Source organism: Pseudomonas sp. Irchel s3b2 (genome assembly GCF_900187445.1).
In the GTDB taxonomy this organism is placed as follows: domain Bacteria; phylum Pseudomonadota; class Gammaproteobacteria; order Pseudomonadales; family Pseudomonadaceae; genus Aquipseudomonas.
Window position 1 is genome coordinate 89,539 of the sequence record NZ_FYEB01000013.1, and the last position, 14,936, is coordinate 104,474.

Consider the following 14,936-nt stretch of genomic DNA (forward strand, 5'->3'; position numbering starts at 1 on the left):
AACATTCAATCCCTGAATGACCCGGCGCACAACTGTCTTCATGAGCCGGAGGTGGGCGTTTTGTGCCAGAACAATGTCTTTTCGTACCACTGCCAAGCCTGCCAAGTAATCTGGCGGGTTAGAAGTTGAAACAGGTGAGTGGTGTCGCGCAGCTGACGGTAGAAAATCGTCAACTAAGAGGAAGAGGGGGCGCGGATTACCGGGAGGTAATCCGCGAAAACGCTTAGTGCGGCATGGACCACGATTGCAGCTTATAACCTTCCTGGCTCAACTCGGCACGGGCTTCTTCCAGCACATGTTCGAGTTGCTCTGGATCGGAATAGGCGCTGCTAGGAATTTGTTTGCGGCTGATGCGAGTGCTAGTGCGATCGATGATCGTCAGGCTGAGCTCGCCGTTACCGTCTTGTGGTGCCCAGGCCACGCATTGAAAGGGTTGGAATGCGCGGTCGGCAATCAAAAGTGCTTCGTTGATACGGAGCGGGGCGTTCATGGGATCTTCTCTCTGTATGCCCAATCAAGTGATGTGCCGTCGGTTGGGCTTACCGTGCGGCTGGTTACTTGTACTGATGTCCGCAACCGGGGTTTGGGTCACACACAATCAAAAGAAATTTCAACTTTCTTCCATTGATTCGATATTCGGGTCGTTTCTGAAAGCTTATTGAAAGGTTCAACTCGTTAGGTAGCTAACCAAGTGGCTTCTTATAACTAATAAGCAAACTGCTCTATAAGCAATCGATACAAGCCCGCGTCAAAATCTTGCTAGTGTTACAACCAAGGCCGCCAAATGACTGTTTTTAATAATATTTCCTAAAATTTGGCGTCAAGGAACAGTCATGATTGAAGCGCCTGTCTTACGACGTCTGTTAGTAGTGGACCCTTGCGATGACTGCCACCGTTTGTTGCCGGGTTTACGCGCCGTGGGTTGGGATGTTGACAGCTGTACCCTGGAAAACGCCACCGAACGAACCTGCGATGTCGGCCTGTTGCGTTTACAACCCTTTCATCTGGAACGCCCGGAAGCCGTCAAGGAACTGATCACCCATAGCGGTACTGAGTGGATTGCAGTGCTGAATCAAGAAGTTTTGCGATTGCAAAATGTCGGGGACTTCGTCTGCGAATGGTTTTTTGACTTCCATACCCTGCCGTTCGATGTCTCACGGGTTCAGGTGACCCTGGGTCGCGCGTTCGGCATGGCGCGCCTGCGCGGCCAGGGCACGGTTCATATCGATCAGCCTGAACATGAACTGCTCGGCGACAGCAAACCCATTCGCGAACTGCGCAAACTGCTGAGCAAACTGGCACCCACCGAATCTCCCGTGCTGATCCGCGGCGAAAGCGGGACCGGCAAGGAATTGGTCGCCCGCACCCTGCACCGACAATCCCAGCGTCATAGCAAACCGTTCGTGGCGATCAACTGCGGTGCGATTCCCGAACACTTGATCCAGTCCGAACTGTTTGGCCACGAAAAGGGGGCCTTCACCGGCGCTCATCAGCGCAAGGTCGGACGGATCGAAGCGGCCAACGGTGGAACGCTGTTTCTCGATGAAATCGGTGATCTACCCCTGGAACTGCAAGCCAATCTGCTGCGCTTCCTGCAGGAAAAACACATTGAGCGTGTAGGGGGGCATCAACCTATTCCGGTGGATGTGCGGGTATTGGCCGCGACTAACGTCGACCTTGAAGCGGCCATCGAGAAGAAATGCTTTCGTGAAGATTTGTACTACCGTTTGAACGTACTGCAGGTCATCACTGTGCCGTTGCGCGAACGCCATGGCGATCTTTCGATGCTGGCCAACCATTTTTCCCACTTCTACAGCCATGAAACCGGCCGTCGCCCCCGCAGCTTCAGCGAGGACGCGCTGATCGCCATGGGCAAGCATGACTGGCCGGGCAATGTCCGCGAGTTAGCCAACCGGGTACGGCGCGGGCTGGTTCTGGCCGAAGGACGGCAGATCGAGGCGCGAGACCTGGGGCTGATCAGTCAACACGCCTTCGCCACGCCGATGGGCACTCTTGAAGACTACAAGACCCGCGCCGAACGTCAGGCGTTGTGCGATGTGTTGAACCGCCACAGCGACAACCTGAGCGTCGCCGCTCGAGTATTGGGTGTGTCGCGGCCGACTTTTTACCGATTGCTGCATAAGCACCAGATCCGCTAGGGCGCGGTGAAACGAAGGGGCCCGCTGCGATGTTCATCGCAGCGGGCCTTTTCCATTTTAACCAGGCACTACAGACTCCTTGTAAACGGGCTTGCCACAATGCCAGTCAGTTAAGCGAAATTCCTGTGGGAGCGGGGCTTGCCCGCGATGGGCATGGGGATCTACACATCTTTCCGATTTTGATGGGGTACATATCCGTTTCTGCGGTTACGGCCGCTGGCGGTTTCGCTTTTACAGCGAGTCACTTTCGAAAAGCGCGAAAGTAACCAAAGCGCTTCTGCCCCTGTCGTTCGGTGCCTCGCCCAGGCTTGGCATGCCCTCGCTCCGGTCCTGCTCCGTGGGCCCGCCGCGATCGGCCATCCCTGGCCGTGCGCGGCTAACCCGGCATCCATGCCGGGTTGCCCACTGCGCAGAACCTCCACTCGGCCTCTCGAGGGCGCGGTGCATCAAGATCAACAGCTGCAGGCGAGCTAACGCTCGGCCTGTTGAGTGGTGAAAAGCACAGTAGATGGGCGCTGATTTTGGATGTGCGCTGATTTTTTGTGGGAGCTGGCTTGTCGGGTCGCCGCATCGCTGCGATGGCGGCCTGTCAGCCGACCAACTTTCCCGGATTACCCATTCCAATTGTGGGAGCTCGCTTGCTCGCGAAGCTGTTGATCTTGCCGTTGCCGTTGCCGTTGCCGTTGCCGTTGCCGTTGCTTTGGCTTTTGATCCTGATCTGCTTGCCCCTTTCCCAGAGGCCGAACGCAGGTATTGCGTAGGGGGCACCGCGGCAAGGATGCCGCGGTAGCCGCCCCCGGCCATGGATGGCCGATGGCGGCGGGCCCCCGGAGCAATGCCGGAGTGAGGGCATGCCGAGCCTGGGCGAGGCACCGAATGGCGGGGCAAGAGCCCTTGGTTACTTGGGGCTTTTCCAAGTGACTCGCTGTAAAAGCGAAACCGCCAGCGGCCGTGACCGCAGCAATGGATATGTACACGATAAAAGACCCCAATCGGCTACCAGGCCGCCTTCGCGGGCAAGCCTCGCTCCTACAAAGGGCAATAACCGCCAGCCAGCACAACCGCAGAAACGGATATGTATTCCAAAACACCAGGCCCCGGCAGTGAATCTCGTAGATACCCATGCAGCGATGACGGCAGCCCATCCACCATTGATGTGTCAGACAGGTCGCTATCGCCGCTCCCACAGGTATTTACGCTGAACTCAGTAAATGTGTACTTAAAAGTAGTACGGGAATTTCAGGCTGAAGGAAAAGTCTGGCGAGTCGTCGGTCAGGCCGATGGCCAGGTTGGGCACGATCGTCAGGTTATCGGTCGCTGCCAGGGTCATGCCGATGTTGAAGTTGGCCGAGTTGTAATCGCTGTTGGAAATCGATTGCCAGTCGCCACCGTCCGGCTTGATCTTGCTCTTGCGGGCGAACTGATCGGTGAACGAGAACGACATACTCATCTTCTCGTTCAAGGCGAATGCAATGCCGGCGCCGATCTGCCAGGAATCGCCCAGTTTCACGTCCCCGGGCACCTTGGAATTGACCTGAGGACTGATGTCGCTGAAAGAGTCTTCCATGTTGTAGGTGTAGGCCAGGCTGCCGAACAGCACCGCCGGGTCGAAGCTCTTGACCAGCGAGATACCCGGGGTGATCGACCAGACACCATTGCCGGTAGGCAAGTCCTCGGGTACCGAGAGGTTATCGTTGTTCGGGTCATTGACCAGCTTGATGCCATAAGGATCTTTACCGGTCGGCGCCTTGACGCGCAGTGTAAAGACCGCGTCGGGCAGATTGGCCGCCTCATCCAGAAACTTATAAGCAACGCCAAAGTTCACATCGCCGATGGTCGGGTCGCGGGTAACGGTTGCGTCCGATGTCACCGGGCCTGCGCCACCGGCGCCACCGGAGGAATACGTTGATTCGCGGTAAACCACCGGGACGTTAATGTCGAACTGCCAACGTTGTGCCACGTTGTAGCGAGCGGTCAGGTCAAGGGTCCAGTTATCCGCCTTGATACGGTCGAGGTTGATGTTACCGAGGAAAATCGCATCCAGTGCCAGGAAACCGTTGAGTACCAATGCACGGGTATCGTAGTGCGTGTAGGTCAGGCCGGTTTCGACGCTGAACTTGCCACCGCCGAAAAAGCCGCTGGCTTCGTCATACAGGTTGGAAACGCTTTGCGCAGGCGCCGAATCATCCTTGAGCGATTGGCCGTATGAACTGCCAGTGGTTCCCGGCGCACCGGCGGCCACCGACTGACCACTCCCGGGCGTTTCTGCGGGGGATTTGGTTAGGCGCTTGGGAGCAGGTGTCGCAGGTGTTTCTTCAACTTGGCGAACGCGTTGCTCGAGTACCATCAGCGCGTTCTGTTGTGCTTCGTAACGCTGTTTCAACTCCATGAGTTCTTGTTTTAGTGCTTCGACCTGGGGGTCCGGTGCTGCGTACAGCAGTGTGGCCGGCGCCAGGCTACTCAAGCAAACGATAGCTCTGAACGTCAACGATCGGTGCATGGGTTAGCCGTCCCTTCTGACTCCATCGGGTGAAACTGAGCGTAGATCAAAATCCGAGAGTGCGAAGACCTCTGAGTTGGTCCAGGTTGCCGTTCAGCGAGCCGGCTGTCGATTCGTTGTCACGTAGCACGACATTGAAGGATGTGAGGTTGTTGACCTGGTTGCCACCGCCGAGCAACGTCGTGTTCTGCATCAACCCGCCCTGGGCCAAGCGTTGTACGGTACTGCCCTGGTTGTTGCTGGCCACGATGTTGAATTGCACGCCTGCACCGGTCGAGGAAACGCTCAACGAGCCCGCGCCATTGGCGCTGGCCAACGTCGAGCCTGCGGCCAACGCCTGGCCCTGCTGTTGCGTTGCTGGCGCTTGGCTAGCCTTTGTGACATTGATATGAACGTCGTTGTAGGCAGTGTTGTGGTCGCCAGCAGCACGCACGACTTGAGTGACGCCCTCGGTGCTGTTGAGGCCACTGCCGCCAACGACGATGCCGGTGCCTTGCGAAGACACTGAGCCATTACCTTTTTCGTCAATCATCGACACATAGAACTGTGGCGTGATGGTCGATTGTTGAATTTGCATCGAGGACGTTGCCCCGATCACTTCACCATTGGCATTTTGCCAAGTGCTGGTCATGACAATGCCGAAACTGATGATCCGTCCCGGCATGACATACCGGCCTCGCAGGGTCGCCAATTCATGATCCTTCAATTCAATGGGTTTGAATGTCTGTGCCTGGGTCGGCAGGCTGGCGGCCAGGCAAGCCCCGATCAGCCAGATTGGAGTCTTCATTGGATGCTCCCGGAGCGTCGTGCTCCTTGTCATTAGAAGAAGTCGCTTTGGATGAATCCGAAATCCATCAACTCTGCGTCTCGCACCGGAGTGAAGGTGTTGATGCGGTTCTTGGCGGTCAGTGGCATGGGTGGGTCGAGCAACGCATTGGTTTTGTCGTAACCCTGACCGATCACGGCAAAGATGATGCCGTTCCAGCCTTTTACAAAGTCGTCGACTTTGTAGCGTTTATGACCGAGTACCGGATCTCCGATATAGACCCAGCCCTCATGGACTTTTTGCATGACCACAAAATGTTTGTAGCCACGGATATCCAGGAGTACCACCACAGGAATTCTGATTTCGCTCAACGTTTGCGGCGCTACCCGGTAGCCACGGGCCCGCATGCCGATACTTTCCACGTAACGCTTCATGTCGAGCATGGAGAAGCCCTGGACGCGGACAAGATCTTGATCGGAGTGCGCCAGCATGCCTTCGATGATCTGTTCTTCATTCACGTCCAGCCAATAGGCCTGGCGCAAGATGGTCGCCAGCGCAGCTGCGCCGCAACTGAAGTCGGTTTTCTGTTGCACCAGGTCGGCAAATTTACGCTCGCGCATGCTCTGGATCGGCTTATACACCACCGCGCCGCCCGGCATGACGGAAAGCGGCAATTGTGCAGCCATCACACCGCCCACGCAAAGGATCACACTGGCCACGCAAAGCAAAAATGCCAAGACGATAATGCGCATGGAAAGACGCCTTCTGGTGGTGTTGAAACAGGCCCCCGTAAGGGGGCCTCCAGAGACAGCCATTAGAACGAGTTGTTGGAAATGGCCAGCGAGTTGCTTTGTTGGTTACCCACACCGGCAGCTACGTTGACGCCCAGGTTGCCACTGCCACCATTCACCGAGCCGTTCAGGGACGCAGTGTTGGTCACAGGGTTTGCCCAGCCAGTTGGAGTCAGCACTTGATAGGAATAGGTGTTGCTCAAATCGAAAGAGCTGCTCTCACTGAACGTTTTCGATTTGTCGTACGAAGATTCGGACTCTTTACTGCCCGATTTTTCGAACGAGGAGTCGGACGATTTCGCCCACGATTTATCGAACGATCTTTCGAACGAGGAATCGCTCGATCTGTCGAACGATGAATCGCTCGATCTTTCGCGCGATGCGTCGAAATCTGCATCGAGCGATGCGTCAAGCGATGCATCGACAGACCTGGTGCGGGTGCGATCGCCAAAGCCATTATTCCAAGTAACAGTTCTGGTAGCATTCGCAGACGCGTCCACATCAACGTTCAAAGACGCACTGCGAGTAGAGCTGCTATCCGAACTCCTGGAGCCGCTCGCATCAGAGCTCCTGGAACCACTCACATCAGAGCTCCTGAAACCACTCGCATCAGAACTCCTGGAACCACTCACGTCAAAGCTCGAAGAAGCGCTTTTATCAACGCTCAAATCGGAAGACTTATCGCGAGAGGAACTACCGGTGGCCGTTCTGGTAAATGTGAACGTATCCAGGCGGTACGTCCGATCGGCGTTGTTATTCACGACCAGGCCAGGCCCTTGTTGATCGGCAGAGGCGGTGGCTGTTGCGTTACCGAGCGGGGCATTGGTGTTGGCAATGGCCATGGTGTTTTTCTGTTGGTTAAGGTCGCCACCAGCAATGTTGATACCCATGTTACCGCTGCCGCCATTACCCGATCCGCCCATCACGGCAGAGGCTGTGCTGCCGAAGTTGTTGACCCTGTTATTGTCGCTGTATTGCGTGACGTCGGCGGTGGCTTCGGCAGTGCCGAACACGAAGCTGTTGTCCTGACTGGAGTTTGAGGCAGCATTTGCAATGGCGGACGCGTTGTCTTGTTGGTTGCCGCTACCTGCAGCCACGTTGACGCCGACGTTGCCGCTGGCGCCTGTGGCAGAGCTGTTCATTTCAGCTTCGTTGATCGTCCCTTCGTTACGGATGCGGTTGTCGGTACTGCTCTGGTTATCCCAGGCATTGGCCGTCGCATAGACAGGGATCTTTGTTGGAGGAGGGGTGTGATGACCGTTGTTATGATGGCCATGGTGGTGGTCATTGTCACGCCGATCGTTAGCTTGTACAGCAACAGCCATGACCGCAGCAATTGCGAAAACCAGAGGCTTTAGTGCCATCGAAGGTTTCATGGTGATTCTCCGTACTTATTTTAGGTTAAGTGTTGTTCCTACCTGTTTGGGTCAATCCGTAACCCGTACGCTCAGGGTGTTGGCCGTTCGGTTTCCCACCCCGGAGCTCTGATTCAACTGGATCACCCCACGGCTACCGGTGAAGGCCTGATCGCTGGTAGCGACCTGGCGATTGCCTGGTGCAGAGTCAGTTGGATCGGAGTTGGTGATCAGCGCCACGTTCTGCTGCATGAGGACGCTGTCGTCGATACTTTGCGGCTGTTTACTGATGCTTATCCGCAGGGCATTGGCTTGCTGATTGCTGGCGCCCGCGCTCTGGTTGACGCCCAGTACGCCGTTGCCGTGGCTGAAGGAGTCGCCTTGAATGCTGGATCGAGCATCGATCCTGGGGTCGACCTGCGTACGCAGCCGTTGGCGAATCTGTGTGGTGGCGCTGGCGCTGTTGCCAATGGCGATGGCTCGGGCGTTGGCCTGTTGCTGCTGATCGCCCGCCGCCTGGTTGACCGAGAGGTTGCCCTGGTGCTGCATGCCCGAACCGTCGATTTCGGCGTTATTGATGGCGGGAGGTTGAGCAAAGGTCGATGCACTGCAAAACATGGCGATCATCAGCAGCGTACGATTCATCTTAACGGTCTCCCGTTATGACTTTCAGAGCACCCAGGCCTTGCTGGATGTTTGAATTGACCATGTTGGCAATACCGTTGCCCGAATTTCCCGAACGTCCAGCGGGGAGGTTGGAAAGCTGGGTCTGGTTGGTGATATTGCCGCCCAGGTTGTTGGTATTTTGAGTGACCAGACCGGAGATGCCTGCACCAGTCGCGACGCCGGCAAAGTCGCCGTCGCTCAACTCGTTCGTTTGCCTGAGGACTTGTTTGGACGGGTTGGCATTGGCGGTCGTGGGGCTAGGGTCGGGCATCACCGGCGCACGCGTTGCCATGCGCGGTTGGACATCACGTTTGATAATAATGATGCCGTTGTCAGCCAGTACGGGCAGGCTGACACTTGAGCCCAGTGCGCATCCGATCAGCAGGAGGCTATAGATGCTTTTTTCAAATGTCCCCACCGCGGCAATTCCTTCTTTGTTGTGGACTGGCCCTAGTCAGCCTTGTGAAGGAGGGAGCGAAAGCTGTGCCGGTTTTTGATTGTTGTTTTGATTCAGAGGGTTATCGATCAAGGCAAGTGGATCGATGGAGTGAGGTGTTTCAGGTTTGAGAAGACCGCCGGGGCGACAATGCGATAAAGGATCGCAAACACTCTGGATCCAAGGGCTTAGGTGGGATGTATCAGCGTTTTAACAGATGGTATGACAAGACGAAGGCCAGCGTTGAAACGGGCTGTTCGAGAGGGGACGCATGTTTCAGAAACGGACGAATTTTGCAAAAATTCCGCAACAACTGCTGGGTATTTGGCCAGGTCCCCGTCTGATCAACCCAATCACTGTAAGAGCGGGCTTGCCTGCTCCCACAGGGATTTGAGTGTTGGCCCAAATCAAGGAAGGTCAGCGCCCGAGCAGCAGAGTGACGGCTTGCAATGCCTGAAGCCGGCGTTCGGCCCAATCGCCCTGAAGCACTTGCACAGGCTGTCGATGCTGCTCCAGCCATGCCTGAGTCGCGCTGAAAAAAGCCCGGCGTTCATCCAGCTCTGGCTGACAACGCTGACCGTCATCCGTCCAGTCGACCTGTTCGGGCGACAGCAGCAAGTGCAAGTCATAGTGCCGAGCCAGCAGCGCCTGCTCGAGCCAGGCCGGGCAATCGCCAAACAGGGTCTGGCTCCAAAGCATGTTGCTCAGCAAGTGAGTGTCGAGAATCAGCAACGGCGGCCCCAGGGTGCGGGCGTCATCCTCCCACTGCAGCTGACCGCGAGCGATGTCGGGGATATCGGCCGGGCACGTGTCTCGTGCTTCCTGCTCAATAAACCAGCGCACGTATTCGCCCACCAGAACACCGCCGAATTGCTGTTGCAGTTCGGCGGCGAGCCAGCTCTTGCCGCTGGATTCAGGCCCTGTGAGTACCAAAACCTTCATGTGCGCAACGCCGGATCGGTGCGCCACGTCCGCCAGCCATGCACCGCCAGCAGTGCGAAAGCCCCATAAAGACCGGCGGTCAGGTACAGCTCTTTGTAGATGAACAGGCCGACGAAGATGACGTCCAGCGCGATCCACAACGGCCAGCATTGCAGACGTTTTTGCGCCATCCATAGCTGCGCCACCAGGCTGAAACCAGTCAACGCCGCATCGAGCCAAGGCTGGGCGGCATCGGTCCAGTGGGCCATCGCGGCGCCTAGCAGCAAACTGCCGACTGCGCCCACGGCCAGACCGAGCGCAATGGATTTTCCATCGAGCAAGCTGACATGCCGCTTGCCATGAGTCGCGGTCCCCTGAGTCCACTGCCACCAGCCGTAGATCTGCAAACCGGCGTAGATCACTTGCAGCAGCATGTCCGAATACAGCTTCACCTCGAAAAAGATCCAGCTATACAGCAGCACCATGACCAGACCGATCGGCCAGCACCAAGGGTTCTGTTTGACCGTCAACCAGACGGCAATCACGCCGAGGGCGGCAGCAAACAGTTCAAGCCCGGACATGGAGATTCCTTGGTGTCGTAAAAATGAGGGGGGGCGAATTGTACCCGGATTGTGGGGAATGGGCTTGTAGTGGGGAATGGGGCTTGCCAATGCCTGTAGGAGCGAGGCTTGCCCGCGAAGAATGCACCGCGGTTTTTCAGATACTGCGCGTCATCGTTCTTCGCGGGCAAGCCTCGCTCCTACAGGAGGACAATGCCGGGTGCAGAGAAAAGTTACACCCGAAATTGCTTCAGCAACCCGTTAAGCTGCTCGCTCAGTTCCTTGAGGTGAACGCTGGCCACGCTCGACTGTTCGGCCGCCAGTGCCGTGCTGTGGGACAACCCGGCGGCCTGGGTGACATTTTGATTGATGTCTTCCACCACATGGGCCTGCTGCAAGGTCGCACTGGCAATGGAAGCGTTCAACCCGTTGAGGTTGCGCAAGGCCTGGCCGATGGCATTCAGGCTGGCGCCGGCCAGCCCGGCCTGCTCGATGGTCAATTGCGATGCACGGCTGCTGTCGCCAATCACCTTGACCGCCGCTTCGGAATGGCTTTGCAGACGTTCGATCATCGACTGGATTTCCGCGGTGGACTTCTGAGTGCGCTGGGCCAGCAGGCGCACTTCATCGGCAACCACCGCAAACCCGCGACCTTGCTCACCGGCCCGGGCGGCTTCGATGGCGGCGTTGAGGGCCAGCAGGTTGGTTTGCTCGGCGATGGAGCGGATCACCTCCAGGACACTGCCGATTTGTGTGCTTTCGTCGGCCAGCGTACGAATCACTTCGACTGCTTGATCGATGGTCGAAGACAGCTTTTCGATCTGCTGCAAGCTGCCGTCGATGTTGACCTGGCCCTGCTGCGCCTGAGATTCGGCATTGCGCATTTCGCTCGCCGCATGCTCGGCGTTTTTGGCCACATCCTGCACGCCGTAGGTCACTTCGTTGATCGCAGTCGCCACCAGTTCCATTTGCTGCGATTGCTGCTGGCTGCGTTGCTGAGCTTGCACGGCATCATTGCCCAATTCGCTGGAAGACTGACCCAGGGCGCCGGCGGATACCTGCAACTGACTGATCACCAAGCGCAGTTTTGCGGTAAAGGCGTTGAAGTGCCGGGCCAGTTGCGTGACTTCGTCCTGGCCGTGGGTATCGAGGCTGCGGGTCAGGTCGCTTTCACCGCTGGCGATATTGGCCATGGCGTTCACGGTTTCCTGGAGCGGGCGCACGATGCTGCGGGCAATCATGATCACCAGCAGCGCCATGATCAGGGCAATCACCAGGCCCACTAAAGACGCCTTCCAGACCTGCGCATAAAACTCGGCCTGCATGTCATCGATGTACACGCCCGAACCGATCACCCAACCCCAGGGCTCGAACAGTTTGACGTAGGAGGTTTTTTCCACCGGCGCGCTGGCACCCGGTTTTGGCCAGCGATAGTCGACCATGCCGGCACCCTTGGCCTTGGCGATGGCGACCATCTCGTTGAACAGCGCGAAACCGTCGGGGTCGCGGATCGTCGAGAGATTCTGGCCTTCGAGTTTCGGATTGGTCGGGTGCATGATCATGACCGGCGTCAGATCGTTGATCCAGAAATAGTCATTCTGGTCGTAGCGCAAACCGCGCACGGCGGTCAGTGCCTGTTTTTGCGCGGCGTCGCGGGTGAGGGTGCCGGCAGTTTCCAGGCCGTGATAGTAGGTGAGTATCCCACTGGCGGTCTGCACCACGTGCTGGGTCTTTTGGGCCTTGGCCTGATAGAGGTCCTCGTGAATCTGCTTGAGCATCAACACGCCCAACGTCAATAGCATCACTACGGCCACGATCAAAATGAGCCACAAGCGTCGGCTGATCGACACACTGCGCAAGCTGTTCATACGCTGTTACTCCGTTTTCTTGTTCTTGTCATAAACGATCGCCAGCATCCAACCACACGTTGCCGATCGGGCCTGCGCGACTCAGGTCCTATTACGCGGCAGCGTAAATGAGGCGTGTCTGATAGGATTTCGGCCCCGCACGGAAAAACCTGAGCCCAAGGCTTTTTTTCACGCAATTTTTACGGTTTTGTGTGGATCTTGCGCGCGCGGGGATTCAGCTAAAGGTTGATCGCAGTTAACGCTTATAAATTATTAACGGAGCATGCCTGGGGCATTGCTTCTTGGGGGATTGATGGATCTTTGGACGGCCTTTCAGGCATTGATTTTAGGCGTTGTAGAAGGGCTGACGGAGTTCTTGCCCATTTCCAGTACCGGGCACCAGATCATTGTGGCGGACTTGCTCAATTTCGGCGGTGAGCGGGCCATGGCCTTCAACATCATCATTCAGCTCGGCGCGATCCTGGCGGTGGTCTGGCAGTTTCGCCGCAAGATCTTCGACGTGGTCATCGGCTTGCCGACACAACCCAGCGCTCGACGCTTCACCGCAAACCTGTTGATCGCTTTCCTGCCGGCGGTAGTGTTGGGAGTGATTTTCGCCGATCTGATTCACGAGTACCTGTTCAACCCGATTACTGTGGCTACCGCATTGGTCGTGGGCGGGGTCGTCATGTTGTGGGCTGAACGCCGTCAGCATGAAGTGCATGCTGAAAGTGTCGACGACATCACCTGGAAAGACGCCCTGAAAGTCGGCTTCGCCCAGTGCCTGGCGATGATTCCCGGAACCTCGCGTTCCGGTTCGACGATCATTGGCGGTTTGCTGTTCGGGTTGTCGCGCAAGACGGCCACCGAGTTCTCGTTCTTCCTCGCCATGCCGACTATGGTCGGCGCGGCGGTGTACTCCGGCTATAAATACCGCGATCTGTTTGTGCCGGCGGATTTTCCGGTGTTCGCCATTGGCTTCGTCACTGCGTTTATCTTTGCGATGATCGCCGTCCGGGCCTTGCTGATATTCATTGCCAGCCACAGCTACGCGACATTCGCCTGGTATCGCATCGCGTTTGGTCTGGTGATCCTGGCCACTTGGCAATTCGGCTGGGTCGACTGGACAGCGGTCAAACCATGAGTGACTCCGCCGCACGCAACAACCCCGGGCGCAAGTCCGGGGGAGCCATTCAAAACCTGCGGCTGAAACTGCTGGCGTTCGCTGTGCTGTGCGCAGTGCCATTGTTTGGCTCGATGTCGCTGTGGCTGCGCGGGGTGTCGGTGATTCCCCTGGCGGCCTACGGCATCGTCAGCGTGCTGGCGTTTTTCCTGTACTGGAGCGACAAGCACAAGGCCCGCACCGACAGCTGGCGCACACCGGAAAACGTCTTGCACGCGGTGGAGCTGGCGGGCGGTTGGCCGGGCGCCTTGCTGGCCCAGCAAGCGTTTCGGCACAAGACCCGCAAAGTCTCGTTTCAACTGGTGTTCTGGCTCATCGTGCTGATGCATCAGGTGTTCTGGATCGACCAGCTGTTTTTGGGCGCTAACCTGTTCGCGTTGTTTTAAAGCACTTTAAAGCAACAAGCCGACCTGTGTGCGCTTGGGTAACTTGCTCACCACCAATTGGTGGGAACGTTGCAGCAAGCCTTGCAGCTCTTCGGTGCCCAGCGGGTAGGGCGTTTCCATGATGACCCACTGGGCCCGGGCCAGATACGGCGCCGGGTGAATGCCCGGCCGGTCGCAATGGCCCAGGAACAGGTCCTTGTCGACCTTGAAAGCCAGGGACTGTCCCCGCAGGTTCTGCAAAGCGAACATCTTGTTCCCGGCAATCGAAAACACCCGCACACCACCCCACTTGTAATCCTCCCGCGCACCGGGCAGTGCCAGGCAGAATTGCGCGACGTCCTCTTCGCTCATTAATCCGGCTTTCATAACAGTCTGTCCCCACACGCATTGAATGATTCGATCAGATGGTCGATCCAGGCGCGCACTGCCGGCATCACCCCGCGTCGATGAGGGTAGACGGCTAGCAGCCAACCGCCCGGCAATGACCAGTCGGGCAAGAGTTGCACCAGCGAGCCGTTCTCCAACTCCTGCTCGCAATACATCATCGGCAACATGGTAAAGCCTTGGCCGCTAAGGGTGCAGGCTTTGCGCACGATGAAATCGTCGCAGCCCAATCGCGCTTCGAGGTTCAGGTCGTAGCTTTTACCCTGTTGATCAAGCAGGCGGATATGCACCATGCGGTCGGCCTCCAGGGCGCCGAGCACGGGCAGGTTTTTCAGGTCTTCAGGATGATTGATTTCACGGCCGAGCAGAAATGCAGGGCTGGCCACCAACAGCATCTGGGCCTGACGCAGGCGCCGGGTGACCAGCAATGGATCTTCATCACCCAGATCCCGCACTCTCAAGGCAACATCGACACCCTCGTTGATCAGATCAACCCGACGGTTGAGCAGCATGACGTCCAGCTGAACCTGAGGAAATTTCTCCAGGAACTTACTGATCACCCCAGGCAGCATTTGGTGAGCCAACCCCACTGGACAAGACACTCGCAAACGCCCCCGGGGCTCGCTGGACATGCTGGCCACCGCTTCGTCGGCCATCTCGGCTTCCAGCAGCATCGCCTGACAATGCCGCAAGTAGCGCTCGCCCACGGCGGTCAGGTTAAGTTGGCGGGTGGTGCGTTGCAGCAGGCGCGCGCCCAGGCGTTCTTCCAGCTCGGCGATGCGTCGCGACAACCGCGACTTGGGAATCCCCAGTAAACGCCCGGCCGCCGCGAAGCCACCGGCTTCGACCACTTTGGCGAAGTAGTAGAGGTCGTTGAGATCTTGCATTGATTTTAAGCTCGACTGTTCTATCAGTGGGACAAACTATCGCATTGTTGCCGACTAATAATCTATTGGTTTCGTCGGTAGGATTGTCTCCATCA

Annotated in this window: 15 protein-coding genes and 1 pseudogene; 3 read left to right on the forward strand and 13 right to left on the reverse strand. The window is 57.3% G+C overall.

Features of this window, described 5'->3' with window-relative positions; all coding sequences use genetic code 11:
• Window positions 1-223: 223 nt before the first annotated feature.
• On the reverse strand, window positions 224-490 hold the full coding sequence (locus CKW20_RS22755; protein ID WP_095054894.1) for a hypothetical protein: 267 nt from the start codon (window positions 488-490) through the stop codon (window positions 224-226).
• A gap of 343 nt (window positions 491-833) precedes the next feature.
• Between CKW20_RS22755 and CKW20_RS22760 the strand changes: the two genes are divergently transcribed.
• Window positions 834-2,159, forward strand: coding sequence for a sigma-54 dependent transcriptional regulator (locus tag CKW20_RS22760; RefSeq protein WP_095054895.1), 1,326 nt, complete (start codon window positions 834-836; stop codon window positions 2,157-2,159).
• A 1,219-nt stretch (window positions 2,160-3,378) separates the two neighbouring features.
• Here the strand turns inward: CKW20_RS22760 and CKW20_RS22770 are convergent.
• The 10 genes and pseudogenes from CKW20_RS22770 to CKW20_RS30245 all read right to left on the reverse strand — a co-directional run.
• Window positions 3,379-4,659 carry a hypothetical protein gene (locus tag CKW20_RS22770; protein WP_095054897.1) on the reverse strand — a complete coding sequence of 427 codons (1,281 nt, stop codon included), beginning with the start codon at window positions 4,657-4,659 and terminating at the stop codon, window positions 3,379-3,381.
• 46 nt (window positions 4,660-4,705) lie between these two features.
• Window positions 4,706-5,446 carry a hypothetical protein gene (locus tag CKW20_RS22775; RefSeq protein ID WP_095054898.1) on the reverse strand — a complete coding sequence of 247 codons (741 nt, stop codon included), beginning with the start codon at window positions 5,444-5,446 and terminating at the stop codon, window positions 4,706-4,708.
• Window positions 5,447-5,478: 32 nt separating this feature from the next.
• On the reverse strand, window positions 5,479-6,177 hold the full coding sequence (locus CKW20_RS22780; RefSeq protein WP_095054899.1) for a C39 family peptidase: 699 nt from the start codon (window positions 6,175-6,177) through the stop codon (window positions 5,479-5,481).
• A 62-nt stretch (window positions 6,178-6,239) separates the two neighbouring features.
• Window positions 6,240-7,592, reverse strand: a complete 1,353-nt coding sequence (locus CKW20_RS22785) for a heme utilization protein (RefSeq protein WP_095054900.1) — start codon at window positions 7,590-7,592, stop codon at window positions 6,240-6,242.
• A gap of 51 nt (window positions 7,593-7,643) precedes the next feature.
• On the reverse strand, window positions 7,644-8,216 hold the full coding sequence (locus CKW20_RS22790; RefSeq protein ID WP_095054901.1) for an adhesin: 573 nt from the start codon (window positions 8,214-8,216) through the stop codon (window positions 7,644-7,646).
• Between the two features lies 1 nt (window position 8,217).
• On the reverse strand, window positions 8,218-8,655 hold the full coding sequence (locus tag CKW20_RS22795) for a hypothetical protein (RefSeq protein WP_095054902.1): 438 nt from the start codon (window positions 8,653-8,655) through the stop codon (window positions 8,218-8,220).
• Between the two features lie 435 nt (window positions 8,656-9,090).
• A complete protein-coding gene (locus CKW20_RS22800; protein ID WP_095054903.1) occupies window positions 9,091-9,615 on the reverse strand; it encodes an AAA family ATPase in 525 nt (174 codons plus the stop codon).
• Complete coding sequence (gene pnuC / locus CKW20_RS22805; protein WP_095054904.1) at window positions 9,612-10,175, reverse strand: nicotinamide riboside transporter PnuC; 564 nt, start codon at window positions 10,173-10,175, stop codon at window positions 9,612-9,614. The genes CKW20_RS22800 and pnuC overlap by 4 nt, the downstream gene beginning before the upstream one ends.
• A 212-nt stretch (window positions 10,176-10,387) precedes the next feature.
• Window positions 10,388-11,122, reverse strand: coding sequence for a methyl-accepting chemotaxis protein (locus CKW20_RS30240; protein ID WP_371857446.1), 735 nt, complete (start codon window positions 11,120-11,122; stop codon window positions 10,388-10,390).
• A 171-nt stretch (window positions 11,123-11,293) separates the two neighbouring features.
• Window positions 11,294-12,022 (reverse strand): annotated as a pseudogene (locus tag CKW20_RS30245) (cache domain-containing protein); the annotation flags it as partial.
• Between the two features lie 292 nt (window positions 12,023-12,314).
• Between CKW20_RS30245 and CKW20_RS22815 the strand changes: the two are divergent.
• Window positions 12,315-13,145 (forward strand): undecaprenyl-diphosphate phosphatase, encoded by an 831-nt coding sequence (locus CKW20_RS22815; RefSeq protein ID WP_095054906.1) that lies wholly within the window; start codon window positions 12,315-12,317, stop codon window positions 13,143-13,145.
• The gene (locus CKW20_RS22820) at window positions 13,142-13,570 is read left to right on the forward strand and encodes a DUF1294 domain-containing protein (protein ID WP_095054907.1); all 429 of its coding nucleotides are present in this window, start codon (window positions 13,142-13,144) and stop codon (window positions 13,568-13,570) included. Before CKW20_RS22815 ends, CKW20_RS22820 begins: the two co-directional genes overlap by 4 nt.
• A 6-nt stretch (window positions 13,571-13,576) precedes the next feature.
• On the opposite strand, the gene CKW20_RS22825 is transcribed toward CKW20_RS22820, so the two are convergent.
• The gene (locus CKW20_RS22825; RefSeq protein ID WP_095054908.1) at window positions 13,577-13,936 is read right to left on the reverse strand and encodes an MmcQ/YjbR family DNA-binding protein; all 360 of its coding nucleotides are present in this window, start codon (window positions 13,934-13,936) and stop codon (window positions 13,577-13,579) included.
• On the reverse strand, window positions 13,933-14,841 hold the full coding sequence (locus CKW20_RS22830; protein ID WP_095054909.1) for a LysR substrate-binding domain-containing protein: 909 nt from the start codon (window positions 14,839-14,841) through the stop codon (window positions 13,933-13,935). Before CKW20_RS22830 ends, CKW20_RS22825 begins: the two co-directional genes overlap by 4 nt.
• Window positions 14,842-14,936: the final 95 nt, after the last annotated feature.